Origin of the sequence: Phaeocystidibacter marisrubri (genome assembly GCF_008933165.1) — a bacterium.
In the GTDB taxonomy this organism is placed as follows: domain Bacteria; phylum Bacteroidota; class Bacteroidia; order Flavobacteriales; family Schleiferiaceae; genus Phaeocystidibacter; species Phaeocystidibacter marisrubri.
Map to the genome: position 1 here is coordinate 245925 of NZ_WBVQ01000002.1, position 25805 is coordinate 271729.

The window sequence follows — 25805 nt, forward strand, 5'->3', positions numbered from 1 at the left end:
ACTTGTTGCTACATTTATGACCATGAAACAGCTTACTCTACTCCTTTCGATCTGTCTTTCAACTCTGTTGCACTCGCAAACAGCCGTGTTGATAAAAGAAGCTCCGGCATATCCATTTGGCCCTTGTGAGCCATCCATCGCCATTAGCCTCAGCAATCCAGATGTGCTGGTTGCAGGTAGTATACTCGACCGCGTTTATTACTCCAAAGACGGCGGTAAAACTTGGACAACCGATGATCTTGAAAGTCCACATGGCGTGTGGGGAGACCCCGTTGTGATCAGCGATACCAATGGTCGATTCTTGTTTTTCCATTTGAGCGACCCCGATGGTAAAAACTGGAGTAGCCCTAAAATCTTGGATCGCATTGTTTGTCAGTGGAGCGACAATGGTGGTGAAGATTGGAGTGAAGGAAGTTACATGGGGTTGAATCATCCCAAAGACCAAGACAAAGAATGGGCAGCGGTGGATTTAAATACCAATGCCGTGTACTGCACATGGACGCAGTTTGACACCTATGGATCTAAAGACTCCAGCGAATTCTCCAATATCTTGTTTGCTCGAAGTGACGATGGCGGAGAGTCTTGGAGTGAGGCCATTCAGATTAATGAGCTGAGTGGCAATTGTATTGATGACGATCAAACCACTGAAGGAGCAGTCCCAGCAGTTGGACCCAATGGTGAGATATACGTTGCTTGGGCCTATGATGAAAAAATTTACTTTGATCATTCCTTTGACGGAGGAAAGACCTGGAGGGAGCACGATGTAACGGTTGCCGACCAGCCTGGAGGTTGGACTGTAAACATCCCCGGATTGAACCGAAGCAATGGAATGCCCATTACCGCAGCCGATGCTTCCAATGGAGAATACAGTGGTCGAGTTTACGTGTGTTGGGCCGATTTGCGCAATGGAGAAACCGACATGGACATTTGGATTGCCCATAGCTCTGACAGCGGTAACACGTGGACCGAACCTATCCGTGTAAATGGAGACACGACACATACCATGCAATTCCTTCCATGGATGACTGTAGACCCAATCACGGGTCACGTACACGCTGTGTACTACGATCGTCGCAACCACAACGATGCAAAAACCGATGTCATTGTAGCCACATCAACCGATGGAGGAAATACTTGGACCGAACAATTTGTCAACGATGAAAGCTTCTTGCCTCTAGAATTTGTATTCTTTGGTGATTACAACGACATCGATGCCTACAATGGTCGTGTACGACCTATATGGACCGAGTTCCGCAATGGGAAGTTACAGGTGTGGACGGCTTTATTAGAGGGGAAATAGTTCTGAAACCGTCTGCTACAGAGTGAATGATTTCGACGAATGAACATAGATTTATTCCTAAGTTTGGTTCATTAATCACAAATCTGTAACCAGACATGAAATTACTTCGCTCTCTGATTGTGCTTTTAATCGTTAGCACAAGACTTTACTCACAGCAAGATGACCCGCTTGCCAATTACAACATGAACCTTACCTGGGGGCCCTTGATTGAGATGGATGATGTCTCCACTACCGACATCATCTTTGTGGATCACGAGTACATCTACCTAAAGGCTTACACTTCACCAGGTCTATTTTCCACAGGCACTCTAATACTCTCAAAATTCGACAAAGATTCTCACAAGCTGTATTGGTCAATGGAAGTCGAAGACCACCCTGAATACCTTGGAAAAGAATGTCATTTGGTTGACATCCGTGTTGAAAATGGCGAATTCCACCTTATCTACTGGAATCACAACAAGAGAAAAAACGAGACTTATATTTTCAGATCTATCATCTCTGAAGATGGGCAGTTTGGAGAACTTGATTTCATTACCACCATTCATACCGATGACGATGATGAAGGATCTTACTCTGTTTACCGCGACAGAAATAGCAATAAGACGCTCGTGCTCACCACTCATCAATTCGAAGAAGAGGAAGACAATCGCATTACCAATCTTGATATACTCGACAGCAATCTGAACTCACAGTTTCACTTAGAAATTGAATTTCCTTTCTCGTACGAGTACAGTACTTTAAAAGACGCTTCGCTTACTAAAAATGGGAATATCATTCTGTTTGTATCCGTAAAATCAGACAAAGATAGAGGCGACGTAATAATTGATGACGCCCCGAATAAAAAATGGTTATTCTTTCAAATTGACACCAAAACCAATGAGATTTTCGAAGTCGATTTAGGACTGAGTGAATACTACGTGAACAGCGCCGAATTGAACCAAGACAATGAGAACAACATTTTCTACGTCGCCGGAATGTATGGAGTTGACCGCTACGACAGAAACTCAGGCACCTTCTTTATTAGTCTTGATCAAGACAGCTTGACCGTAAAGGGAAAGACCGTTGCCGAATTCGACAATGAAACACGTCTTCACTACATGGATGAAGATGATATTGAAGATGGTGACGAAGTGAGAAGACCCTTCAAACTGCGGAATACGATCAAACGAGAAGATGGAGGTATCGTTGTAATCTTTGAAATTTATGAGGTTCATGCATATACAAGAACAGACGGAAGAGGTAATACTACTGTCTACTACACTTACGATTACGGCGATTTGTTGGTACAAAACATTGACCCTAATGGAGATATAGCTTGGACATCTGTCATTCCTAAGAGATATGATAAAACTAATCCAAACTTCGGAGGATTCCAGACCATTGTGTTCGATGATAAATTGCACATCCTTTATTTGGATGATGAAGACAACATAGAATATTGGTCAGGCGAAGACGACGACATTCATGAAGCGAGAATCACAAGTTCTGTGATTGCCATGGTAACCATGGACCTACAAGGGAACATGACCTATCAAGTCATTGATGAAACGGAAGACGACGATGATCTATGCTACCGCCCTAGGGGAAGTTGCCAAGTCTACAAAGGCAACGGCGAAGCTATTTGGATCCGATCAAGTGGAGATGAGTTTAGATTCGGAAACTTCAAAGCTTTTAACTAAATCACATCATACCCCAATAAAAAAGAGGTTGTCTCAACTTTTGAGACAACCTCTTTTTTTGTTGAGCCCAATTGTAGCTTCTAGTTGTTAAATACATATCCCAAGGACAATCCAAATTTCACAAAGTATGTTCCGTCCTCAATATCATTGACTTGAGAAGTAGATCGGTTGTAAATCTCCCCATTAATAAAACGAATACCTCCAGATATAAATCCTTCCAAAACAACAACATCTCCAATAACAATGGAAGTTCCGTACGACAAATACAAGTCGCTATAAACCGCGCTAATTTCCTCAGGATAAGGCTCGTAAGAATCTTCTCTAAGGACATTATACGATCTTCTCATAAAGCCAATACCATAAAACATCGCATTATCTTCTAAGGCATCATCATTATAATACCTCGGTTCTATGTTAAATGAGAAACCGGTTCCATTTGACCCGCCTTTGTACATTCCGTTTACTTCCATGACCGATGCCAAGTAGTTTCCTTCTTGAGAGGTAATACCAAGACCTCCTCCAATAGTGAAATCATCTATGAAGCGGTATTCGCCATTTACCATGTAGTTACCGTACAATATCTCAGATGCAGCTAATTTGATGGCGATAGGATAGGTTTTATGTGCCTGTCTTCTCTGACGTCCTTCCTGAATGGTTGACGTCCCGTCAGCACGTCTAACAACAACGCGTTGACCATAAATTTGAGCAGAGGCACCTAGAAAAATGACAAGCGTTATAATTCTTAGTAGAGAGAAAGAGTTTTTCATTGATTTTTATTTTGTTCAGACAAAGAAAGCAATTGTGATAGATAATTCCATGTGTAATTATCCTTTGTATCCATCTCATCCAATCTCTCTTTTTACGCATTAACATTGGGTCAATTTCCGCAAGCCGCTATCTTTACAGCTACTTCCAACGCAAGACATGACTTTGACATGAGACTTCTCATTGTATCCACTTCATCCATCCACGGTAAACCTTACCTCTCCTACCTAAAGGAAGAGGTGAGTTCATTCTTTAAGGGAAAAAACATCTTGTTCATCCCATATGCTCGTCCAGGTGGAATAACTTGGGACGAATACACCGAGAAAGCAACCGAGCGATTTACAGAATGGGGATACACTATGCGAGGTATTCACACTTTTGAAAATCACACAGAGGCTCTCAATTGGGCGGAAGGAGTCTTTACTGGTGGAGGCAATACTTTTGTACTAGTTAAAACCTTGTACGATCTTGGAGTGATGGCCGATTTAAAATCTGCCGTTGAAGATGGTTTACCTTACATGGGTTCTAGCGCTGGATCTAACTTGACGGGACTTACGGTGAGAACAACTAACGATATGCCCATCGTTTACCCTCCGAGCTTTGACGCCCTTGGACTGGTACCTTTCAACATCAATCCACATTATTTGGACCCCGACCCTTCTTCTACTCACATGGGTGAAACGCGTGAAACACGCATCAATGAGTTCCATCACTTCAATGAACAGCCTGTGGTTGGCCTTAGAGAAGGTTCTTGGCTTCGAAGGGAAGGAGATAAACTTGAATTGAAAGGCGAACTTACGGCACGACTTTTTAGAAAAGGGGTTGCTGCCATAGAGCGTGCTCCAGGAGATTGGAGCGACTTACTTTAAAAAACATTCACTATGAAATTTGCAGTTCTATTGCACGGTTCGGGAGTGTATGACGGGACCGAGATTCAAGAGGCCGTTCTAACGCTACTCGCCATTGCGGAAAGAGGTCATACGTATCAGTGCGTTGCGCCGGACATCCAACAGCACCATGTGATTGATCACACCAATGGTTCTGAAATGGAAGAAACGAGAAATGTATTCGTAGAATCGGCGAGAATCGCGCGTGGAGAAATTGTCAAACTCAGTGATTTTGATGCCAGTCCCTATGATGTGCTCATGATGCCCGGCGGATTTGGTACGGCTAAAAATTTTACCAAATGGGCCTTTGAAGGTCCAAATGGCCCGATCAATGAAAGTGTTAAAAACCTCATACTCGACTTCGTAAGCGCGGGGAAACCCATAGGTGCACTCTGTATGAGTCCAACTACTGTTGCAAAAGCACTTGAGGGGTCCAACTACCATTCAACGCTCTCGGTAGGCTCCACAGCAGAAGGATCTCCGTATGATATTGCGGCTATTAGCGGCGGTGTTGAAGCAACGGGGGCAAAATCTGAAATGAAAACTGTGAGAGAAGTGAGCGTGGACGAATCGAACAAAATCGTGTGTGCACCTTGCTATATGATGGACGCAAACATCGTAGAGGTGAAGAAAAATATCGAACTTGCATTGGATAAAATTCTCGCTCTCATTTGATCGCAACAGAACGAGATAGACGCGACCCTTTTAGTCCGAACAAAAACCTGTAATTTTGCAAACGCTTTGAACCACTATTGTTCAGGCGTTTTTTCATTGAAAAGGATATTGCCGTGAAGAAAACCATGCTTATGATTCTAGACGGATGGGGTATTGCAAAAGACCCATCTGTTTCTGCTATTGACAAAGCGAATACTCCCTTTGTAGATAGCCTGTACACGAAATATCCAAACAACCGAATTGAAGCCTCTAGCCTGGATGTTGGTCTTCCCGAAGGCCAAATGGGAAACTCTGAGGTGGGACACATGAATCTCGGCGCAGGACGAGTGGTATTTCAAGACCTCGTTCGCATCAACAACGAAGTGGACAATGGCGGTCTTGCCGCAAATCCTGAACTCATCGCAGCCTTCGAACACGCCGAACAGCATCAGAGCAAAGTTCACCTCATCGGACTTCTAAGTGATGGCGGCGTTCACAGTCATATTAAGCATTTAAAGGGCCTTCTCAGCGCAGCTTCAGAGCGAGGTTTGCACAAGGTATTTGTTCACGCTTTTACAGACGGTAGAGATACCGACCCGAAAGGTGGGAAGAAGTACGTGGAAGAACTCGAGAACCATATGGCAAAAACTACAGGCCATATTGCCAGCATTGTAGGAAGATATTTCGCGATGGATCGCGACAACCGTTGGGAGCGCGTAAAGAAAGCCTACGACCTCATGGTTCACGGCACAGGTGAGAGCTACGCTATGCCAGCCAAGGCTTTGGAAGACAGTTATGCCAATGGTGTAACCGACGAATTTATTGAACCTGTTGTGATAACCCGGAGTGGACAGCCATTGGCTACCATTGGCCCCAACGACGTTGTCATCTGTTTCAATTTTAGAACAGATAGAGGTCGACAAATTACACAAGCGCTTACCCAAAGAGCGTTTCCAGAACAGAACATGGAGCCCTTGGACATCTATTATGTGACCATGGCTCGATACGATGACACCTTTAAAGGTGTTCACGTTCTCTACGAGAAAGAAAATCTCACCGAAACACTCGGAGAGGTTCTCGAAAAGGCGGGTAAAAAACAAATCCGGATTGCAGAAACAGAGAAGTATCCTCACGTAACCTTCTTCTTTTCCGGCGGTAGAGAAACGGAGTTCGAAGGAGAAAAACGCCTACTTTGCCCTTCTCCAAAGGTGGCTACCTACGACCTCCAGCCTGAGATGAGTGCCGCAGATATTCGCGATGCTATCCTTCCCGAATTGGAAAGTGGTGAGGCCGATTTCATCTGTCTCAACTTTGCCAATCCAGATATGGTAGGTCATACAGGTAGTATGGAGGCCGCAATCAAAGCGTGTGAAACGGTAGACAGTTGTGCTCAAGCTGTTGTGGAAGCTGGGTTGAAGAACGATTACACCTTCATTATCCTAGCGGATCACGGAAATGCTGATTGTATGATCAATCCAGATGGATCTCCGAATACGGCGCACACCACTCAACCCGTACCTGTTTTCCTTGTTGGGAATGATGTGGATAGTTATAAATTGAGTACCGGTAAACTGGGGGACATCGCTCCTACCCTCTTAGAATTGATGCAAATTGAACAGCCTAGCGCTATGACCGGCAAAAGCTTAATATCCAAATGATTCCAAAGTCCTTAATCATTGCGGTTGACTTCGACGGAACCATTGTTGAAGACGCCTATCCAAAGATTGGCAAACCTATGTTGTTTGCTTTCGAAACGCTGAAACAACTCGAAAAAGACGGTCATCGTCTCATCCTATGGACCTACAGAAACGGAAGGAAACTAGACCATGCCGTTGAATTTTGCAAAGAGAATGGGATTGAGTTCTACGCGGTGAACAAGAGTTATCCGAACGAAGACCCCACCGACAAAGATGTTCCTCGCAAATTGAACGCCGACATTTTTATTGACGATAGAAATGTGGGCGGATTCCCGGGCTGGGGAGAACTTTACCAGATGATTTCTAACCGTGAGTTAGAAGTGAAAACTAAAAAGAAAAAAGGCCTTTTTGGTCTTGGCAGATAAGCTGACCTTATGATTATTTATAAGTCGAAAGAAGAAATTGAATTGATGCGTGAAAGCGCTCAAATCGTATCGAGAACCTTGGGTGTGGTTGCAAAGGAAATCAAGCCAGGTGTAACTCCACTCTATCTCGATAAACTAGCGGAAGACTACATCCGAAGCCAAGGTGCAGAACCTGGATTTCTGGGTATGTACGACTTCCCTAACACCCTTTGCATGAGCAAAAACGAAGTAGTTGTTCACGGGTATCCGGATAACGAACCACTGCGTGAAGGAGACACCATCTCTGTAGATTGTGGGGCCCTAAAGAATGGTTATTACGGCGATCACGCCTTCACATTTGCCGTGGGCGAAGTGAAGCCTGAGGTGAAAAAATTACTTGATGTCACCTTGGAATCTCTCTACTTGGGAATTGAGCAAATGAGAGCTGGAAATCGCTTGGAAGATATCGGATGGGCCATTCAGCAACACGCGGAAGCGCATGGTTACGGTGTTGTTCGAGACTTGGTTGGACATGGTATTGGAAAAACCATGCACGAAGATCCGCAGGTTCCGAATTACGGAAGACGTGGCAGAGGAAAGAAACTTCAAGAAGGATTGGTTCTAGCCATTGAACCGATGATCAACATGGGTACTCATCGTGTGGCTTACTTGAAAGATGGTTGGACGATTGTTTCGGGCGATAGAAAACACTCGGCTCACTTTGAACACGATGTGGCTATTGTGGATGGAAAACCAGATGTACTGTCCACTTTTGACTATGTTTACGAAGCATTAGGCCTTCCTGCTGAAGATTTCAAAGTACCACTCACACGATGATTAAGTTCGCGCTCAAGTATATTCCAAGACCCTGGCTCATCCGGTTGAGTTATGTGGTTCAGTTTTTCGCCCCAGTTCTCTATGGTGGTTCTCGATTTGTAGACCCCATTGACGGCAAGGGATATAGAAAGTTCCTCCCGTACGGTTACGGAGGCAATATTCGCGAAAACGCCCTTTCACCTGGTACCAATAGCTTGGAACGCCACCGCTTAATGTGGCTCTACTTAAAGCGCGAGTCCGACTTCTTCACTCAGCCTAAAAAAGTGCTACACGTTGCACCAGAGCAGTGCTTCTATGGAAGGTTCAGAAAAATGTCAAATTTGGATTACACGACGGCTGACTTAGATTCACCGATCGCGGATATCTCCATGGACATTCACGATATTCCATTCGAGGAAAATACATTTGACGTGGTTTTTTGCAACCATGTTTTGGAACACGTAGACGACGATCAACAGTGCATGCGCGAGCTTTGTCGGGTTCTAAAGCCAGGAGGAATGGCCATTATGCAAGTGCCATATATCCCCAATCAAGAGGTTACAGTGGAAGATCCAAGCATTACTGATCCCGCTGAAAGAGAACGACTATTCGGTCAGTACGACCATGTTCGCAAGTACGGAAAAGACTATGCGGATCGTCTGAAAAATGCAGGGTTCAAAGTTACAAAGGTGGATTTCTCCGAAATTCTTCCATCTGAGGAATTCGATAAGTATCGCCTTCCAAAAGGAGAACCTCTCTACGTTTGTAGCAAGTAATCAGTCCAAACGTTCCAGTCCGGCTTTGGCCTTTTGCTGAGTCCCTTCATACCAAGGATAATCGTCAAATTCTAGGACGTTTTCGTAGTGCTCGCGCGCTTTGACGAATTCTTTGGTCTGCTCATAAAGCAAGGCCAGATGCAACTCTGAGTACACTCTGTTAACCGTTATCGGCTCTATCGTATACTTGATAGCGTTAGTTAATGAGGTGATGGCATTCTTAACGTCTTCCAGTTGCTCGTACGATCTACCGAGTCGATAATGGAATTCCATGTGATCGTTCTGGGTACGGCAAATTTGAGACTCCTTTCCTTTCAGCATCCTCAAAACCTTTTGATGCTGACCTGAATCAAAGGCTAAACGGGCTTTTAAGAGCTCCAAGGCAATGGGTTCAACTTCACATTCACGAAGTGCTTCAAGATCAGCTCCTACAGATGCGGTACCCTCTTCCAAAACCCTAGAACGGTACAGCTCCATTCGAGCATTCTGTCCTCTCAATCGATAATACCAACTCAAAAAGCGCAAAGTCGACTTGTTGTAATTGACGCCTTTATTCATCTGCAAATACGAGAGTAAGTGAAGATTGGCATCCTCATCTCCTCGAGTTAATTTCGCCCGTCCCAGCGTGTATACCAAGTAAGGAAAATCATGAACGCCGGGAATAGCGCGAACGTCCAAAAGCATATCGATCAACTCATCCATGTCGCCCTCTTTCTGGAGCAACCTAGACTCTAAATAGGCCAGAAGAGGATTGGTATGAGGATCTAAGCCGTACGACTTCACACTCAGCTTAACGTTGGGGTTGAGTTGCTGAGCCACGTACACATAGACAAATACATTCTTAGTCTTCAAATAACTCCACTGAGGCTGTTCCGACACTTGGGTTGATTCTCTCAACAATTGAAGACCCAATTCTAGATCACCCGAATATCCCAACATGGATGTCAGAAATCGATAATTATCGGGAACACTTCCAATGGCGACATTTAATACTCCAGCACCCACTTTTAAGGGAACAAAATCAGGATACTCTTCTTGACCATCCTCCATGGAACTCAGCGCTCCTAGGGCATACTGGGCACCGCTAAACATCCTCCCGAACTTCAGTTCCAGAGCGGCCATTTCGAACTTCATTTCACCAACGTAGAGGTGATAATACGGGCTTGATTCATCTCCATCTTTCACTACCTCTAACCAATCCAACATCTTGCGCTTATCCTTAGTAAACGCCGCCTCATCTTCATCCACAAAATGGCGAAGGAAAAATAAATTGAACCTTAAGTAGGAAGTTGTTTGCTGATTGGGGTGATCCTTCTCGTACGAATTGAGAATGGTTTCTGCACTGTCAAACTTGAGAGTAAAAATCAATTCATGCGCTTGCTTCAGCTTCTTATCCATCGGAAACTGCGCAAAGGAACACACTGAAACCAAGAGCAATAAGAGAGAAAATAGAAAACGTACGCGCATAAAAAAAGGGGCTCGATGTGAACCCCTAAAATTAGTCAGATAATCTATGATTACTTAGCCTTCGCCAAGATATCTTCAATCATTTTCCCCATGCGCTCTTCTTCTTCACGAGCCAATTCTGGGTCAACGAGAATACGTCCGCTGTGCTCATCGGTGATGATCTTCTTGCGCTGTGCAATTTCAAGCTGACGTTGTGGTGGAATCACGAAGAATGAGCCGGCAGAAGCGCCACGCTCAATAGAAACAACCGCAAGACCGTTCAAAGTCTTCTCACGGATGCGACGATAAGCTGTGTAAAGACGCTCTTCAATTTGCTTTCCGTACTCTTCTGATTTCTGAAGAAGAACCTCTTCCTCTTTCTGAGTTTCGTTCATGATACTGTCCAACTCACCTTTCTTGAACTCAAGGTGATTCTTGCGCTCAGCGAGTTTAGCATCAGTGCCCGACTTGATTTCCTTCTTGTTAGCGATCTTGGCTTCAAATTCCTTGATTCGCTTATTAGAAAGTTGAATTTCCAATTCTTGGAATTCAATTTCCTTAGAGATAGCATCGAACTCGCGGTTGTTGCGAACATTCTTTTGCTGCTCCTCGTACTTCTTGATTTTTTCCGTGGCGTTCTTGATCGTGATCTTGCGATCCTTGATTTCGTCTTCGAGTTCCTTTACTTCTGCAGAAGTTTTCTCAACACGAGTCTCAAGACCAGCAATTTCGTCTTCAAGATCTTCAACTTCCAATGGCAATTCACCGCGAAGGTTGCGGATCTCGTCAATTCTGCGATCGATAATCTGAAGATCGTACAAAGCGCGAAGCTTGTCTTCGACCGTCAATTCTTTCGTCTTTGCCATATAGCCTATAGATATAAAATGGGGTTCGTTTTGACTGCCGTCTGAAAGGTGGCAAAATTAGGGAATTTTTCATGAACTGCATCATATAACAGATCAATCGTAAACTGTTCGGATTCAAAGTGTCCGATGTCTGCGATGACAATTCGATCTTCCGCATCAAAAAATTGATGGTATTTATAGTCGGCCGTAACAAAAACATCGGCCTTTGCCGCTATGGCATTCTTCAATAAAAAGCTTCCTGATCCCCCACATACCGCAATGGTCTTTACGGTATCCGAAACGGGACGAGTAAATCGAACTACACCACCCACACTTTTCTTGAGATGAGCTAGGAACGCCTCAGTAGACATTTCTTTAGGAAGAGTCCCGATCATGCCACTTCCTACTTCGAGTAGCTCATTCTCGAGCTGAAACAGATCCCAGGCGACTTCTTCGTAGGGGTGCGCTTCAAACAATGCAGCCAGTACCGTTTTGGTTCGATCAACCGGCAAGATGACTTCAACCCGCTCTTCGATTTCTTCGTGTCGCTCTCCGGGAACTCCAACGAAGGGATCAGTGCCCTCACCTCCCCTAAACGTTCCCACACCCTCTGATCGGAAGGAACATTGATCATAAGCCCCAACATGACCAGCGCCAGCAGCAAATAATGCAGAGACCACTTCTTCGGTGTGGGATTTTGGAACGAAGGTGACCAACTTTCGCAATATCCCAGCTTTAGGAGCCAAGATTCTCGTATTCTCCAAGCCTAGCACTTCGCACAATTTGGCATTAACCCCGTGAGATACATTGTCCAAGTTGGTGTGAATAGCATAAAGCGCAATCCCATGTCGAATAGCGAGCATAACCGTTCGCTCCACATAATTCTTTCCCGTCAATCGTTTCAGTCCACCAAAAATGATGGGATGATGAGACACAATGAGACCCGCTCCTTTTTCAATCGCTTCGCGCACTACTTCCTCTGTTACATCCAAACTTATGATGGCCGATTCTATCTCTGCGTTCGCGTCACCTACTAGGAGTCCACTGTTGTCATACGACTCCTGGTAAGCCGGCGGAGCCATACTATCTAAAAATTGAGTGATGTCTTTTACTCTCATAAAACGAAGATACGGCAAGATGACCGACTATGCAGAAAGCGACCTCATCTCATGTCTTGCAGCAAAACGCGGACTTTAATATCTTGCCCTCCCGTTATACTCTCAAACATGAACGCTCCCTACTCAACTACAAGGACTCTCTTTCCTTTCCTCCTTGTTTTTTCCTTCTTCACGACGATCGTAAAAGGCCAAGATGTTGCTAATTGTCACATTGCAGACGATATCATTGTCGCCGCCCAAACTTCTCACTACGCCCCTAGAGATATTGATTCGAACTTTTCCGAATTGGTTTACGAAGAATTCATCTCATCCATCAACTCAGGCCAACAATTCTTCACTAGCTCTGATTTAGAGAAACTTGAAGTATATAAATACACGGCGGGATTAGGCGGAGAGAAAACCTGCGACTTCATCAGCCTTAGTATCGACACCTATAAGAGTCGGTTCTCTGCACTTGCTCAACTACTCGACGAGACCAGTAAAAGCCCGATCTCTTTTTCTGGGAATGATGTGTACCGAACCTTCGACAAAGAGGAATTGACTAATCAAAATTGGAAGTCCTATTGGAAGTCCTATTTCAAGATGAATGTGCTATTTGCCATTATTGGAGCTCGAGATTCCACCGATTTGGAAAGAACCCCTTCGGCTGAAGAAATCGATAAGTGGAAGTATCAAGTCGGCCAAAACATGATTTGCCGATTCGAAAACACGATCAACAGCTACGGCGCCATCGATCAATACATTACAGATAAATTTCTAAAATCTGTCGCTCACGCATTTGACCCACACACCACCTTGTATTCGATGGCCGACTTCAAACAGTTTGCCACGCAGTTGTCAAAAAACACCATGACTTATGGCATAGAGGTCTACCGAAACGAGGCGGGTGAAATTGAGATTTACAACATTCTACCAGGTAGCCCCGCTTGGAATTCGAATGACATCAATACGGGTGACATCATTATTGGAACGGGGGCGAAAGGAGTAAAACCAACGGACTTTACCTGTATGTCTACTGCTGATGTGCAGGCATTAATCGAAACGAGCGATTCGGGAGAAGCCACCTTTCACCTCAGGAAAAAGAGCGGTGATGAGGTTCATGTCACATTGAGACAATCCATTGTAGAAGTACAAAGCAATATCATCCAAAGTTACCTCTTGGAAGGAGAGCGGAAACTGGGATACCTCTATTTACCCTCTTTCTATGAAGGGGAAGGAAATTCTGGATGTGCCACCGATGTGGGCAAGGCTCTCATTCAACTGAAGCGCGAAGGTGTAGAAGGACTCATCCTCGACCTGCGAGACAACGGTGGAGGCTCCATGGAAGAGGCCATTCGATTATCGGGAATTTTCATCAATTACGGAGCTCTTTCCATCCTATCCACTTCGGTCCTAGATCAGCTTGAAACATTGAAAGACATGGACCGTGGAGTTCTATTCGACAAACCCATGGTTATTCTCGTGAACGAGTACAGTGCATCAGCATCGGAATTGTTCGCGGCAGCCATGCAGGATAGAAACCGAGCGATCATTGTAGGAAATTCGACATTTGGAAAATCTACGGCTCAGCGCATCCTACCGCTTACAATCCGCAATGAAAATGGCAATACCGTTGAGACGGACCCGTATGTCATCAAAATCACTTTTGCATCCTTTTATCGCGTGACGGGGCAAACACATCAAGGCGAGGGCGTTCAACCTGACATTGCCCTTCCTTCGCAATACAGTGGCACTCGCTTCAATGAATCATCCTATCCTTCGGCATTGAGTTTTGAACCGGTAACGAAGAAGACATACTACTTTCCAGCAGATCCACTCCCTATAGAGGCTTTAAAGGAACTCAGTACGCGACGCATTCAAAACGACAGCGATTGGACTCAATACATAGCTGTCCTTTCGGAAGAACAGGAAGAGAAAAAGGACAAGTCTGTTCCACTCAACTATGAAGCCTTCTACCAGTCTTATATGGACACCACTGACAGAGAAGAGTTCTTCATCCATCTTTCTGAAAACCTTCCATACAGCGTTGCTCCTGCTCGCTACACCATGCGCTTTACGTCGGTGAACGAAGACGAAAATGAGAGGAATATTCGAAGTATTTCAAATGATCCTTGGATTGCTGAAACGTATCAAATTCTAAACGACTACTTATTATTAAATACCAACTAACATGAGAATTACCATTGCGCTTTCGCTACTTCTCTCTTTTGGAAGTACGCTTTTCGCACAAACCACTCAAGAGGCTCTTGAGTACATGAACACCATCTCTGAACACGTGGATGAGATGAAAGGGGAAACCTGGAGTTATCTCAAAGCTGCCACGCGTGGAAGAAGTGCCCGCACTTTGGAGAGAAAGCGTCAGGCTGTGATTGAAGAACTCGGTGAAGTCATTCGAGAAATTGATCGTTTAGGACCACTTAAGCGCGATAACTCATACCGTGTGGAAGTACTGAGCTACCTCCGCTTAACGCAAATTGTGATGCGCGAAGATTATGGCGAGATCATGAACTTGGAAGAAATCGCCGAGCAATCGTACGACGGCATGGAGGCCTACTTGACAGCACAAGAAATTGCTTCTGAGAAACTGGATAGCGCTTTTGGAATTTACCAAGACGCACAAGAGGCTTTTGCTACCAAGTACAACATCAATTTGGTAGATGGTGAAATGAGTCGCCGCGATCGTCGCATAAAGAAGGCCAGCGATGCCTTGGGGTATTACAACCGCGTATTCTTGATCGTATTTAAGGCGCAGATTCAAGAGCAATACACCATTGATGCACTAAATAACAACGATCTACTTAGTCTTGAACAAAGCTCACAGGCCTTGAAGGCTGCCGCTGAAGAAGGATTGGTGATTCTAGACACCATGAGTCCATATCACGAAGACAGCGATCCACAGCTCATTCTTGGCGCACGTCGTGTGCTGAACTTCTACATCAACGAAGTAGAAAAGGAGATGCCGAATTTGGTGGACTTCTTTGTAGCGAAAGACAACTTCGAGCAGTTGAAGCAAACCATCGACTCTAAGGATCAGCGCGACCTCTCCAAAGACGAAATTGAAGAGTTTAACGCAGCCGTGGAAGAGTTCAACGCTATGGTTCCAAAGTTCAATGAAACCAATGAGCGCGTGAATGAACGCAGAGAAGAAACCATGGAAGCATGGGAAGACAAAGTAGAAGACTTCTTTGATGACCACGCATAAATAGCAGTCTTCCTCTAATCACTAAAAACAAAACCCCCGTCATTTCTGACGGGGGTTTTTTTATTTGAAGAGGAAAGGGAGATTATTCTCCGTCTTCCATGTCTTTCTTCAATTGTGCAAGAGCGTCAAGGTCACCCAATGTAGTTTTCTCTACGTTTTGAGTTGCTTTCTTCGCTGTTGCGCGAGCTGGTTTAGCATCCGTTGCTTCAGCGTGATCTTCAGCTCCACCTGCAACTTCTTTGTAAAGTTGAGTGTGTGAAACTACGATACGACGAGCATCTTTGCTGAACTCAATCACTTTGAAGTCGAGCTTGTCACCAACCTTGATTGGAGAACCGTCTTCTTTGTGAGCGTGACGACCTGGGCAGAAACCTTCAACTCCGAATGTTTCGAACATAACGTTCACACCTTTGTCGAATACTTCAGTCACATTTCCTTCGTGAACGCTACCTACAGTGAATACTGCAGAATAGTTGTCCCAAGGGTTCTCTTGAACTTGCTTGTGACCAAGGCTCAAGCGACGGTTTTCGAGGTCAACCTCAAGAACTTTAACTTCAAGCTCAGCACCAATGCTAGTGAATTCACTTGGGTGCTTGATTTTCTTAGTCCAAGAAAGGTCAGAGATGTGGATCAATCCGTCAATACCTTCCTCCAATTCAACGAATACGCCGAAGTTAGTGAAGTTGCGAACGATACCTTTGTGCTGGCTTCCTTGTGGGTACTTGGTCTGAATATCAGCCCATGGATCTGGAGTGAGTTGCTTCATACCAAGTGACATCTTGCGATCTTCGCGATCCAATGTCAAGATAACAGCTTCTACTTCATCACCTACTTTCACGAAGTCTTGCGCAGAACGAAGGTGAGTACTCCAGCTCATTTCTGATACGTGGATCAAACCTTCAACACCTGGCTGAACTTCTACGAATGCACCGTAATCAGCTAGAACAACAACTTTACCTTTCACTTTATCTCCAACCGATAGGTTTTCGTTAAGTGCATCCCAAGGATGAGCAGCAAGTTGCTTAATACCCAATTGGATACGAGTCTTAGCTTCATCAAAGTCAAGGATAACAACGTTGAGTTTCTCGTCGAGTTCAACCACTTCAGATGGGTGATTGATACGGCTCCAAGAAAGGTCAGTGATGTGTACCAAACCGTCAACACCACCAAGGTCGATGAACACACCGTAAGAAGTGATGTTCTTAACCACACCTTCAAGTACTTGACCTTTTTCAAGCTGAGAAATAATTTTTCTCTTCTGTTCTTCAAGGTCAGCCTCGATAAGAGCTTTGTGAGAAACAACCACGTTCTTGAATTCTTGGTTGATCTTAACGATCTTGAATTCCATGGTTTTATCTACGTATGCGTCGTAGTCACGGATAGGCTTCACATCAATTTGTGAACCTGGCAAGAACGCCTCTAGTCCGAATACGTCTACGATCATACCGCCTTTCGTACGACACTTCACGTAACCGTTTACTACTTCTTCAGCTTCGTAAGCCTCATTCACGCGGTCCCAAGCCTTGATAGCACGAGCCTTACGGTGAGACAATACAAGCTGACCATACTTGTCTTCTTGCTTGTCAACGAGTACTTCTACGTCATCACCAACCTTAAGGTCAGGATTGTAACGGAACTCGTTCAAGGATACAACACCTTCTGATTTAGAAGCGATGTCGATGATAGCATCACGGTCAGTGATCGTAACCACTTTACCATTTACTACTTGGTGCTCAACTGATGAACCAAGAGTATCTTCGTACATCTGAGCAAGCTCTTCGTACGCAGAACCGCGCTTGGTTGTTCCGCTCTCGTAAGCTTCCCAATCAAATTCGGTCTCTTGAACTGGGGTAAGATCTACCTCTTCCTCAGTCTCTTCAGTCTCAACCTCAGCTACTTCTGCAGCTGCTGTTGCTTTTTCTTCCGCTGCTGCAGCTTTTGCTTCAGCGGCTTTGTTGTTTTCTTCTGCCATGCGGCCTAAGATGATTTGTATCCAGCGTTGATAAGATTTAAGGCAAACCTCTGGAGACGTTTTACATTTAATTGAAAATCACCCTCTTCCACACTTATCCAAGACCTTCGAAAAAGGGACGCAAATGTAAGGAGAATTTCTAGCATCAACAAGTATCTTTATTTGTGCATTTTGATTGAAGATTAGTGTTTTATGATTCCGCTTCTTCCTAAATTGATGCTTGCCTTCACAGGCCGCCTTAAAATTGAATGAAGCGCCCGAGAAACATCCCTCTTCCCCTATGATAAAATTTGCAGCCTTTCTGCTAATCATCTCGCCAATCTATTCCTTCGCTCAGGCTACATTTGATGAGCTTCTGGAGGAAACGAATTACTTAATCACTGACTATGAAAGGCTGAGTCCATGGGTGGCCTTCTACCCGCTCGATTCATTGCATATTTCTCCTCGCCACATGGATGAACTAGAAGCCGATTTCGAAAGCTTATCTGACAGCGTGGAGACGATAAACCTCATCTATTACTACCATGAATGGATTTTTGAGAACCTGACATCGCTTGTCGCCTTGGATGAGTTTGGTCAATTGGAAATGACTAAGGCCTTCGCTTCTTCATTACAAGTCGCCTCCTCTCCCGATCAAAATCTGGTGAGCTTCAACTTAGATGAAAAAACAGGAGGATCTTATCGCTCCAGAATGAGTCTACTCATCTTTCGACCTTCGGAATTTTCAGATGGATATCAGATTCTTTCGGAAGGCCCAACGGATGGATATACCGCCATTCACCAATTGGAATCCACTTCAGGAACTAAGTACTTACTTAAGGGAGAAGTTATGGGTTGCAATACTTGCTTTGAATCCTATGTTGATCTTGTACGCATTGACAGCGCTTCATTCGTTTATGAACTGAACCTACACGTGATAGCAAGAAGCTTCAATGAAGGGGTGAGCTATGATGCTAACACTAAAATTCTCTCTATCAACTATCACTTAAATGATCTCTTCCAAGAAGTGATTTGTCCCCTAAATCGAGAAGAACAACAACTGTATGAACATGCAAACACCGCAGATTACGATACGTTCTACAGATGCAATTGCTCCTACCAATGGAAGGGTGAAACATTCGAATTGATCCAATCTTCCTTCGTACAAGACTAGAAGCTGTTGCGAACATTTTCCCTCAACATACCGCAAAACGTGCCTCATCGAACTCAAATTTGAATTCTCAAATCAATTCATACATTTGCACTTCACAACATAGAGAAATGTCTTTTAGTCAAAACCATCATCATCATTTTCATACTTGCCATCAGGCGAGGTGAGAATGATATGTATTGACCTCCACAATATTTTTCATCAACCCGTCTGAGCAATCAGACGGGTTTTTTTATTTCCGATTCGGGTTGTTCAGACATTTTCTAAACTTTCATGAACACCCTGAAAATTGCCATCCAAAAGAGTGGCAGATTAAATGAAGACTCCCTAAGGCTTCTCCGCAGTTGTGGAATTGCCGTAGACAATGGCACCGATCAGCTGAAGGTCACCACACCCAACTTCCCGCTGGAGATTTTCTATTTGCGGAACTCCGACATCCCTCAGTATCTAGAAGATGGAGTTGTGGATGTTGGAATCATTGGCAAAAACCTCTTGGTGGAATCAGGCTCCAACGTTCGCGTGGTAGAAAGACTGGGATTCGCCAGATGTCGGCTATCGCTCGCCATCCCAAAAAGTGCAGTCGGTTCTGAAGTAACCTATTTTGAAGGTAGAAAGATCGCGACCTCTTACCCCAACACAACCTCTGCCTATTTGCGGTCTAAGAATGTTGTTGCTGAAATCCACGAAATTTCTGGATCGGTGGAAATTGCGCCAAACATTGGTCTGGCAGATGGCATTTGTGATTTGGTGAGCTCTGGATCTACTCTCTTTAAGAATAATCTAAAGGAAATTGAAACCGTGGCCACTTCTGAAGCGGTTCTAGCCTGTGCACCTATCATCACTGAAACGGCTAAAGAAATCCTAGACAAGCTCTTGTTTAGAATCAAGGCCGTTCAACGCGCAAAAAACTCAAAATACATCTTGCTCAACGTCCCCAACGAGAAGATAGCCGCTGTCAGTTCCATTCTTCCTGTCCTTAGATCTCCAACGGTCCTCCCCCTTTCTGAACCGGGTTGGAGTTCTCTGCACTCGGTAATTGACGAACAAAAGTTTTGGGATGTCATCGATGAATTGAAGCGCGCTGGAGCTGAAGACATTCTCATTGTTCCCATTGATAAAATGGTCTTGTAATGCAAAAGTTAATCAACCCGAAAAGAAAAGAGTGGGATGCGCTCTGTACTCGTCCTTCCTACTCAACTGAATCGCTGACGGAACGCGTTTCGGAAATCATTGCCATGGTTGAAGCACGCGGAGATAAAGCACTCATAGAATTGAGCGCACTATTGGAGGGTGCCAATTTGAAGAATCTGGCCGTTTCTTCATCAGAAATAGAAGAAGCAAAAGGTTCCATTTCCGAAGACTTGAAGAAAAGCATCGACCTTGCTATTTCAAATCTAACCACCTTTCACAGTAGACAGATTCGTCCCGTTGAATACATCACCACCTCCAAAGGCGTAACCTGCTGGCGAAAAGGAGTGGGAATGGAAACCGTAGGACTCTACATTCCCGGTGGGAGCGCCCCCCTCTTTTCAACCATTCTCATGCTCGGTATACCCGCTAAACTAGCAGGATGTCAAAATCTGATCCTGTGTACTCCACCGAATGCCAGCGGAACCATCAATTCCGCCATTCTCTATGCTGCTTCTATCCTAGGTATTCAGCAAATTTTCAAAGTAGGCGGAGCACAAGCCATAGCAGCAATGGCTATAGGCACAGAAACCATCCCTAAGGTGAATAAGATATTCGGGCCGGGAAATCAATATGTCACAAAAGCAAAGGAGCTGGTTTCTGTTCGAGGAACGGCCATCGACATGCCTGCCGGACCAAGCGAAGTCTTGATCATCGCCGATGAATCTTCAGTACCCTCGTATGTAGCCGCCGACCTCCTCTCTCAAGCGGAGCACGGTCCAGATAGTCAAGTGATACTTCTGTCCACTTCAGATGAAGTACTCAATGAAACACTTTGTGAGGTTGAACGCCAAGTGATGGAACTGCCAAGATCAGAAACGGCCATGAAAGCGCTAGATAATAGTCGGGGTATACTTCTACGCACATTGGACGATTGCATGCAATTCAGCAATATCTACGCTCCAGAACACCTCATACTAGCCGTAGAGAAAGCTTCGGCCTACGCTGAAAAAGTAGTGAATGCAGGCTCCGTATTCCTGGGCAACTACAGTTGTGAAAGCGCTGGAGACTATGCAAGCGGAACAAATCACACTCTGCCAACGAACGGATTTGCCAAAGCCTACAGTGGGGTATCGGTAGACAGTTTCACCAAGTATATCACCTACCAAGAACTGTCTCGTGAAGGCATTCAAAATATTGGTCCAGCCATTGAAATAATGGCTGAAGCCGAAGGATTACTCGCCCACAAACGCGCCGTTTCCATCCGATTAAAAGACGTACAAAATGATTGATGTATCACGGTGGGTCCGACCTGCCATTGCCAAACTCACACCATATTCCAGCGCCAGAGATGAGTTCGCAGGAGATGCTGACGTTTATCTAGACGCAAATGAAAGCCCTTTTGGAGACTACAATCGGTATCCAGATCCAATGCAGAAGCTCCTGAAAGAACAACTCGCAGTGCAACGTGGCGTTTCAGAAAATCAAATCGTCGTTGGAAATGGAAGCGATGAGATCATTGATTTGATCTTCCGGACATTCTGTGAACCCAGAACCGATGTGGTAGCTGCTATTTCTCCTTCCTATGGAATGTACGCAGTAACCGCAGCCATTCATGATGTAAAACTGATAGAGCTACCGCTGAACACGGAGTTCGACATCGACGAATCCACTCTTGATCTCATCCAAAGCGAAGACCGCATCAAAGCAGTTTTCATGTGTTCTCCCAACAACCCAACGGGAAACCTATTGAGTTCAAAATGGATGGAACGAATTCTCAATACAAACCTCCTTGTTGTGATTGATGAAGCCTACATCGATTTTGCGAATGAGAATTCCTGGATTTCTCGGTTGGATGAATTCGAAAACTTGATCGTGCTTCAAACTTTGAGCAAAGCTTGGGGGTTGGCAAACGCTCGAGTAGGATTGGCCTTTACATCGCCCGTCATTGCCGATTGGATGAATCGGGTAAAACCTCCCTACAATGTAAGCGGACTCAATCAGGAAGCCGCCATCCATGCTTTACAAAACCCAACTCAACAAAGGGAAAGAGTGGCTCGAATCAAATCGGAAAAAACTAGAGTGGAACAATCGCTAGCAGCCTTGGGGTCCGTAGTGAAGATCTATCCCTCTCAAGCCAATTTCATCTTAGTTGAATTCAATAATGCCCAGGAAATTTTCAAGCATCTGATGGCAGAAAAAGTAATTGTTCGCGACAGATCATCACTCGTGAAGAACACGCTTCGAATCACCATAGGTAGTCAGGAAGAAAACACCAGACTGATTGAAACCCTTCAAAAATTAGAATCATGAAACAGGTCTTGTTTATTGATAGAGATGGTACGCTGGTGGTAGAGCCTCCCATCGACAAACAACTCGACAGCCTAGAGAAACTGGAATTCTACCCCGGTGCCTTGCGTTGGCTTTCCGCCATCGCCGAAGAACTCGAATACGAGCTCGTCATGGTAACCAATCAAGATGGACTTGGGACTTCATCATTTCCTGAAGACACCTTCTGGCCAGCTCAAGATAAAATCATCCAGACGTTTAAAGGAGAAGGCGTGAGCTTTGACGAAGTTCTCATTGACCGCTCTTTCCCGGAAGATCAAGCCCCCACTAGAAAGCCTAAAACGGGACTATTGAATGCCTATATCTATGGCGAGTACGACCTGAGTAAATCCTATGTGATTGGCGATCGATACACGGATCTACAATTGGCTAAGAACCTAGGTTCGAGAGCAATTCTAATCGGAAGTGATGAAAGTGCTGAGGCGGACCTTGTCACTACTTCTTGGAGAGAGATATATCACTATCTAAAGAAAATACCCCGATCCGCCAAAGTGAGTCGGAGGACAGCGGAAACACAAATTGATCTTTCATTGAATCTCGATGGATCTGGAAAGAGCAAGATCAACACGGGAATTGCATTCTACGATCACATGTTAGAGCAAGTGGCCAAGCATGGGATGATGGATATAGACCTTCAGTGCAAAGGAGACTTGGAAGTAGACGAGCACCACACCATTGAGGACGTGGCCCTCGCTTTAGGAGAAGCATTTGATCGTGCTTTGGGCCAAAAGAAAGGCATTGAACGCTATGGATTCACCTTGCCCATGGACGATTGCTTGACGACGGTAGCGGTTGATTTCGGGGGAAGACCCTGGTTAGTGTGGAAGGCTGAATTCAAACGAGAGTTTGTCGGCAAGATGCCAACCGAAATGTTCTATCACTTCTTCAAATCATTCTCAGACACCGCCAAATGTAACTTGAACATTGAGGCAATTGGAGAAAACGAACACCACAAGATCGAATCGATTTTCAAGGCCTTTGCAAAGGCGATTAAAATGGCTAAGACGGTAGATAGCAACTTGGGAATTCCCAGCACAAAAGGACAATTATGATTGCCATTATCAACTACAATGCGGGGAATACCCGGTCGGTGGAGAACGCCTTATCTCGACTAGGCTACACCTGTACGATCACGAGCTCACTTCAAGAGTTGCAGACAGCTAGCAAAGTGATTTTCCCAGGTGTAGGCGAAGCCCGCTCCGCGATGAAAGTGCTTAAAGACACGGGCATCGACAAGCTGCTACCCACACTTACACAACCCGTTCTGGGAATCTGTTTGGGAATGCAACTCATGTGTGACTACTCCGAAGAAGGAGACACCCGTGGATTAGGCATCTTCCCGATTGTTGTACGTCACTTCCCTCCTTCTCAAAGAGTTCCTCACATGGGCTGGAATACAATGTCCAACTTTCAGAGCCCATTATTCACCGGCATCACAGAGTCTGATGATTTCTACTTCGTACACAGCTACAAGGCCGATGTCAGTCCGTATACGATAGCAACCTGTGATTACATCGAGCCTTTTAGTGCGGCCATCAACAAAAACAATTTCTACGCGACCCAATTTCACCCTGAAAAATCAGGAGATGTAGGTATGCAACTTTTGAAAAACTTCATCGAATTATGAAAATCATTCCTGCTATTGATATTCTAAACGGAAAGTGTGTTCGGCTTACTCAAGGAGATTATGGCAAACCAACTGTTTACAACCAATCGCCCTTGGAAGTGGCATTAGAACTAGAAGCCAATGGGATACAGCATGTGCACGTGGTAGACCTAGACGGCGCAGCTTCCCAAAAGATTGTCAACCAACGCACATTGGAGCAAATTGCCACCCGTACCCGTCTCATTGTGGATTTTGGAGGAGGAATCAAATCTGATGCGGACATCCAGATCGCATTGAATAGCGGTGCCACTCAAGTCACCTTAGGAAGCATTGCTGCCCTAGACCGCGAAACGACATTGCGTTGGTTAGAACACTATGGTCCTTCCAAAATGATTCTCGGGGCAGATTTCAAAAATGGAAGAATTGCCACCAGCGGTTGGAATGAAACATCTTCCCTCGAACTCCTCCCCTTTATTCTCGACTATGAGAACGAAGGAATACAGTCTTGTATCTGTACGGACATTTCTAAGGACGGAATGATGGCAGGTCCATCTATGGATATCTACGCGAAAATTCTCCAACAAACCAACGTCGACCTCATTGCCAGTGGGGGCATCTCATCCCTTTCGGATATAATGGCTCTTTCGAACTTGGGTTGTTTTGGTGCTATTGTAGGCAAAGCCCTCTATGAAGGGAAGATTCGCTTAAAAGATCTAAGAGAATTATGTTGAAGAAAAGAATTATTCCTTGCTTGGACATCAAGAGTGGGAGAACCGTAAAAGGGGTCAACTTCAACGATCTGACGGATGCTGGAGACCCTGTAGAATTGGCGCAACGTTATGCTTTGGAAGGGGCGGACGAGTTAGTCTTTTTGGACATCACGGCAACCAACGAAAAGCGAAAAACATTGCTGACTATGGTAGAGCGTGTGGCTAGTGAGGTTCACATCCCCTTCACAGTGGGCGGTGGAATCAATACGGTTGAAGATGTTCGGCTTTTATTGGCTGCGGGAGCGGATAAAGTTTCGATTAACTCTGCGGCGGTTGCAAATCCCCAGTTGATTCGAGAATTGTCCAAAAAATTCGGCTCACAGTGTGTCGTGGTTGCCATCGACACCAATTATGACGAAGATGAGAACTGGAGAGTGTATACCCACGGAGGAAAAAGGGCCACTTCTCTTCTAACCATAGATTGGGCATCAGAAGTAGAACGATTGGGAGCGGGTGAAATTCTCCTCACCTCTATGAGTAGTGATGGAACCAAAAAAGGATTTGAAGTGGAGTTAACTCGTGCTGTATGCGATGGTGTCAATATACCCATCATTGCCTCCGGAGGAGCTGGAAGTGCAGAACACTTCGTGGAACTCTTCACAAAAACTGAAGCCACAGGAGGGCTGGCCGCCAGTGTTTTCCACTTTGGCATCTTGCCAGTTCCCAATCTGAAATCAACATTAAAGAACTACAATATTCCCATACGATGAATCTCAACTTCAAGAAAGGTGATGGCTTGATACCCGTTATCATCCAAAACAACACAACGTCTAAAGTGCTCATGCTTGGCTACATGAACGCAGAAGCCTATCAAAAAACTGCAGAGGAAGGAATCGTCACCTTTTACAGCAGATCCAAAAACAGGCTTTGGACCAAAGGTGAAACCTCTGGCAATCAGTTAACCGTTGTGAGCATGACAGAAGACTGTGATTCCGATTGTCTGCTCATCTCGGTTACCCCATTGGGTCCTACTTGTCACATGGGCACCGAATCCTGCTTTGCAGACCGCAGCGCAAAGGGGTATATCTATCAATTAGAGAAGACCATCACCCAAAGAATTGACCAATGTGAAAAAGATTCCTATACCTATTCTCTTTTTGAACGAGGAATCAACAAAGTGGCTCAGAAAGTGGGAGAAGAAGCAGTGGAAGTGGTTATTGAGGCAAAAGACAACAACGACGAGCTCTTCTTAAACGAAGTGGCTGATCTCACCTATCACTTGATTGTACTGCTCAAAGCGAAAGGATTTACCTTGGGCGACATTGAAACGGTTCTCCGTGCAAGGTCTAAGTAAGGCTTTT

Annotated in this window: 24 protein-coding genes; 19 read left to right on the plus strand and 5 right to left on the minus strand. The window is 44.9% G+C overall.

The features are described 5' to 3' along the window. Positions 1-22: 22 nt before the first annotated feature. Together F8C82_RS08490 and F8C82_RS08495 are read left to right on the plus strand one after the other, a co-directional pair. Complete coding sequence (locus F8C82_RS08490) at positions 23-1300, plus strand: sialidase/neuraminidase family protein (protein WP_151693159.1); 1278 nt, start codon at positions 23-25, stop codon at positions 1298-1300. A gap of 95 nt (positions 1301-1395) precedes the next feature. Next, entirely contained in the window at positions 1396-2979 is a 1584-nt protein-coding gene (locus F8C82_RS08495) for a hypothetical protein (RefSeq protein WP_151693160.1), read from the plus strand. Positions 2980-3059: 80 nt separating this feature from the next. Here F8C82_RS08495 and F8C82_RS08500 read toward each other — a convergent pair whose 3' ends face one another. Further along, positions 3060-3746: a hypothetical protein gene (locus tag F8C82_RS08500; protein ID WP_151693161.1), complete on the minus strand. Its 687-nt coding sequence runs from the start codon at positions 3744-3746 to the stop codon at positions 3060-3062. Positions 3747-3914: 168 nt separating this feature from the next. Here F8C82_RS08500 and pepE point away from each other — a divergent pair, with 168 nt between their 5' ends. From pepE to F8C82_RS08530, 6 genes are all read left to right on the plus strand, one after another. Next, positions 3915-4613 (plus strand): dipeptidase PepE, encoded by a 699-nt coding sequence (gene pepE, locus F8C82_RS08505; protein WP_151693162.1) that lies wholly within the window; start codon positions 3915-3917, stop codon positions 4611-4613. 12 nt (positions 4614-4625) lie between these two features. Further along, positions 4626-5306: an isoprenoid biosynthesis glyoxalase ElbB gene (gene elbB, locus F8C82_RS08510; protein WP_151693163.1), complete on the plus strand. Its 681-nt coding sequence runs from the start codon at positions 4626-4628 to the stop codon at positions 5304-5306. A 125-nt stretch (positions 5307-5431) separates the two neighbouring features. Continuing rightward, positions 5432-6943, plus strand: coding sequence for a 2,3-bisphosphoglycerate-independent phosphoglycerate mutase (gene gpmI, locus F8C82_RS08515; RefSeq protein WP_151693164.1), 1512 nt, complete (start codon positions 5432-5434; stop codon positions 6941-6943). Then, on the plus strand, positions 6940-7347 hold the full coding sequence (locus F8C82_RS08520) for a BT0820 family HAD-type phosphatase (RefSeq protein ID WP_151693165.1): 408 nt from the start codon (positions 6940-6942) through the stop codon (positions 7345-7347). The genes gpmI and F8C82_RS08520 overlap by 4 nt, the downstream gene beginning before the upstream one ends. 9 nt (positions 7348-7356) lie before the next feature. Then, positions 7357-8163, plus strand: a complete 807-nt coding sequence (gene map / locus F8C82_RS08525; protein WP_151693166.1) for a type I methionyl aminopeptidase — start codon at positions 7357-7359, stop codon at positions 8161-8163. Beyond that, positions 8160-8918: a class I SAM-dependent methyltransferase gene (locus F8C82_RS08530; RefSeq protein WP_151693167.1), complete on the plus strand. Its 759-nt coding sequence runs from the start codon at positions 8160-8162 to the stop codon at positions 8916-8918. Before map ends, F8C82_RS08530 begins: the two co-directional genes overlap by 4 nt. On the opposite strand, the gene F8C82_RS08535 is transcribed toward F8C82_RS08530, so the two are convergent. The 3 genes from F8C82_RS08535 to F8C82_RS08545 all read right to left on the minus strand — a co-directional run bounded on the left by F8C82_RS08535 (position 8919) and on the right by F8C82_RS08545 (position 12327). Further along, positions 8919-10316, minus strand: a complete 1398-nt coding sequence (locus F8C82_RS08535) for a tetratricopeptide repeat protein (RefSeq protein ID WP_170266202.1) — start codon at positions 10314-10316, stop codon at positions 8919-8921. Positions 10317-10435: 119 nt separating this feature from the next. Then, positions 10436-11230 carry a zinc ribbon domain-containing protein gene (locus tag F8C82_RS08540; RefSeq protein ID WP_151693169.1) on the minus strand — a complete coding sequence of 265 codons (795 nt, stop codon included), beginning with the start codon at positions 11228-11230 and terminating at the stop codon, positions 10436-10438. Positions 11231-11235: 5 nt separating this feature from the next. Then, complete coding sequence (locus F8C82_RS08545) at positions 11236-12327, minus strand: Nif3-like dinuclear metal center hexameric protein (RefSeq protein WP_151693170.1); 1092 nt, start codon at positions 12325-12327, stop codon at positions 11236-11238. A 108-nt stretch (positions 12328-12435) separates the two neighbouring features. On the opposite strand from F8C82_RS08545, the gene F8C82_RS08550 reads away from it, so the two are divergent. Next, the gene (locus F8C82_RS08550) at positions 12436-14496 is read left to right on the plus strand and encodes a carboxy terminal-processing peptidase (protein WP_170266203.1); all 2061 of its coding nucleotides are present in this window, start codon (positions 12436-12438) and stop codon (positions 14494-14496) included. A gap of 1 nt (position 14497) precedes the next feature. Next, entirely contained in the window at positions 14498-15529 is a 1032-nt protein-coding gene (locus F8C82_RS08555) for an LIC11966 family surface protein (RefSeq protein WP_151693172.1), read from the plus strand. An 82-nt stretch (positions 15530-15611) separates the two neighbouring features. Here F8C82_RS08555 and rpsA read toward each other — a convergent pair whose 3' ends face one another. Next, positions 15612-17501 (minus strand): 30S ribosomal protein S1, encoded by a 1890-nt coding sequence (gene rpsA, locus F8C82_RS08560; protein WP_151693173.1) that lies wholly within the window; start codon positions 17499-17501, stop codon positions 15612-15614. Positions 17502-17781: 280 nt separating this feature from the next. On the opposite strand from rpsA, the gene F8C82_RS08565 reads away from it, so the two are divergent. From F8C82_RS08565 to hisIE, 9 genes are all read left to right on the plus strand, one after another. Next, a complete protein-coding gene (locus tag F8C82_RS08565; RefSeq protein WP_151693174.1) occupies positions 17782-18654 on the plus strand; it encodes a hypothetical protein in 873 nt (290 codons plus the stop codon). Between the two features lie 270 nt (positions 18655-18924). Continuing rightward, positions 18925-19782: an ATP phosphoribosyltransferase gene (gene hisG, locus F8C82_RS08570; protein ID WP_151693175.1), complete on the plus strand. Its 858-nt coding sequence runs from the start codon at positions 18925-18927 to the stop codon at positions 19780-19782. Beyond that, positions 19782-21071, plus strand: a complete 1290-nt coding sequence (gene hisD / locus F8C82_RS08575; RefSeq protein WP_151693176.1) for a histidinol dehydrogenase — start codon at positions 19782-19784, stop codon at positions 21069-21071. The genes hisG and hisD overlap by 1 nt, the downstream gene beginning before the upstream one ends. Continuing rightward, entirely contained in the window at positions 21064-22092 is a 1029-nt protein-coding gene (gene hisC, locus F8C82_RS08580; protein ID WP_151693177.1) for a histidinol-phosphate transaminase, read from the plus strand. The genes hisD and hisC overlap by 8 nt, the downstream gene beginning before the upstream one ends. Further along, entirely contained in the window at positions 22089-23180 is a 1092-nt protein-coding gene (gene hisB / locus F8C82_RS08585) for a bifunctional histidinol-phosphatase/imidazoleglycerol-phosphate dehydratase HisB (RefSeq protein ID WP_151693178.1), read from the plus strand. Before hisC ends, hisB begins: the two co-directional genes overlap by 4 nt. Continuing rightward, entirely contained in the window at positions 23177-23755 is a 579-nt protein-coding gene (hisH, locus tag F8C82_RS08590) for an imidazole glycerol phosphate synthase subunit HisH (protein WP_151693179.1), read from the plus strand. The genes hisB and hisH overlap by 4 nt, the downstream gene beginning before the upstream one ends. Beyond that, the gene (gene hisA, locus F8C82_RS08595) at positions 23752-24465 is read left to right on the plus strand and encodes a 1-(5-phosphoribosyl)-5-[(5-phosphoribosylamino)methylideneamino]imidazole-4-carboxamide isomerase (protein WP_151693180.1); all 714 of its coding nucleotides are present in this window, start codon (positions 23752-23754) and stop codon (positions 24463-24465) included. The genes hisH and hisA overlap by 4 nt, the downstream gene beginning before the upstream one ends. Further along, on the plus strand, positions 24459-25214 hold the full coding sequence (hisF, locus tag F8C82_RS08600) for an imidazole glycerol phosphate synthase subunit HisF (protein WP_151693181.1): 756 nt from the start codon (positions 24459-24461) through the stop codon (positions 25212-25214). Before hisA ends, hisF begins: the two co-directional genes overlap by 7 nt. Continuing rightward, complete coding sequence (gene hisIE, locus F8C82_RS08605) at positions 25211-25798, plus strand: bifunctional phosphoribosyl-AMP cyclohydrolase/phosphoribosyl-ATP diphosphatase HisIE (protein WP_151693182.1); 588 nt, start codon at positions 25211-25213, stop codon at positions 25796-25798. The genes hisF and hisIE overlap by 4 nt, the downstream gene beginning before the upstream one ends. Positions 25799-25805: the final 7 nt, after the last annotated feature.

Bases quoted from the DNA above. Each gene is read 5' to 3' on its own strand.
- F8C82_RS08490 (WP_151693159.1), top strand. From the start codon at position 23: ATGAAACAGCTTACTCTACTCCTTTCGATCTGTCTTTCAACTCTGTTG.
- F8C82_RS08495 (WP_151693160.1), top strand. From the start codon at position 1,396: ATGAAATTACTTCGCTCTCTGATTGTGCTTTTAATCGTTAGCACAAGA.
- F8C82_RS08500 (WP_151693161.1), bottom strand. From the start codon at position 3,746: ATGAAAAACTCTTTCTCTCTACTAAGAATTATAACGCTTGTCATTTTT.
- pepE (WP_151693162.1), top strand. From the start codon at position 3,915: ATGAGACTTCTCATTGTATCCACTTCATCCATCCACGGTAAACCTTAC.
- elbB (WP_151693163.1), top strand. From the start codon at position 4,626: ATGAAATTTGCAGTTCTATTGCACGGTTCGGGAGTGTATGACGGGACC.
- gpmI (WP_151693164.1), top strand. From the start codon at position 5,432: ATGCTTATGATTCTAGACGGATGGGGTATTGCAAAAGACCCATCTGTT.
- F8C82_RS08520 (WP_151693165.1), top strand. From the start codon at position 6,940: ATGATTCCAAAGTCCTTAATCATTGCGGTTGACTTCGACGGAACCATT.
- map (WP_151693166.1), top strand. From the start codon at position 7,357: ATGATTATTTATAAGTCGAAAGAAGAAATTGAATTGATGCGTGAAAGC.
- F8C82_RS08530 (WP_151693167.1), top strand. From the start codon at position 8,160: ATGATTAAGTTCGCGCTCAAGTATATTCCAAGACCCTGGCTCATCCGG.
- F8C82_RS08535 (WP_170266202.1), bottom strand. From the start codon at position 10,316: ATGGATAAGAAGCTGAAGCAAGCGCATGAATTGATTTTTACTCTCAAG.
- F8C82_RS08540 (WP_151693169.1), bottom strand. From the start codon at position 11,230: ATGGCAAAGACGAAAGAATTGACGGTCGAAGACAAGCTTCGCGCTTTG.
- F8C82_RS08545 (WP_151693170.1), bottom strand. From the start codon at position 12,327: ATGAGAGTAAAAGACATCACTCAATTTTTAGATAGTATGGCTCCGCCG.
- F8C82_RS08550 (WP_170266203.1), top strand. From the start codon at position 12,436: ATGAACGCTCCCTACTCAACTACAAGGACTCTCTTTCCTTTCCTCCTT.
- F8C82_RS08555 (WP_151693172.1), top strand. From the start codon at position 14,498: ATGAGAATTACCATTGCGCTTTCGCTACTTCTCTCTTTTGGAAGTACG.
- rpsA (WP_151693173.1), bottom strand. From the start codon at position 17,501: ATGGCAGAAGAAAACAACAAAGCCGCTGAAGCAAAAGCTGCAGCAGCG.
- F8C82_RS08565 (WP_151693174.1), top strand. From the start codon at position 17,782: ATGATAAAATTTGCAGCCTTTCTGCTAATCATCTCGCCAATCTATTCC.
- hisG (WP_151693175.1), top strand. From the start codon at position 18,925: ATGAACACCCTGAAAATTGCCATCCAAAAGAGTGGCAGATTAAATGAA.
- hisD (WP_151693176.1), top strand. From the start codon at position 19,782: ATGCAAAAGTTAATCAACCCGAAAAGAAAAGAGTGGGATGCGCTCTGT.
- hisC (WP_151693177.1), top strand. From the start codon at position 21,064: ATGATTGATGTATCACGGTGGGTCCGACCTGCCATTGCCAAACTCACA.
- hisB (WP_151693178.1), top strand. From the start codon at position 22,089: ATGAAACAGGTCTTGTTTATTGATAGAGATGGTACGCTGGTGGTAGAG.
- hisH (WP_151693179.1), top strand. From the start codon at position 23,177: ATGATTGCCATTATCAACTACAATGCGGGGAATACCCGGTCGGTGGAG.
- hisA (WP_151693180.1), top strand. From the start codon at position 23,752: ATGAAAATCATTCCTGCTATTGATATTCTAAACGGAAAGTGTGTTCGG.
- hisF (WP_151693181.1), top strand. From the start codon at position 24,459: ATGTTGAAGAAAAGAATTATTCCTTGCTTGGACATCAAGAGTGGGAGA.
- hisIE (WP_151693182.1), top strand. From the start codon at position 25,211: ATGAATCTCAACTTCAAGAAAGGTGATGGCTTGATACCCGTTATCATC.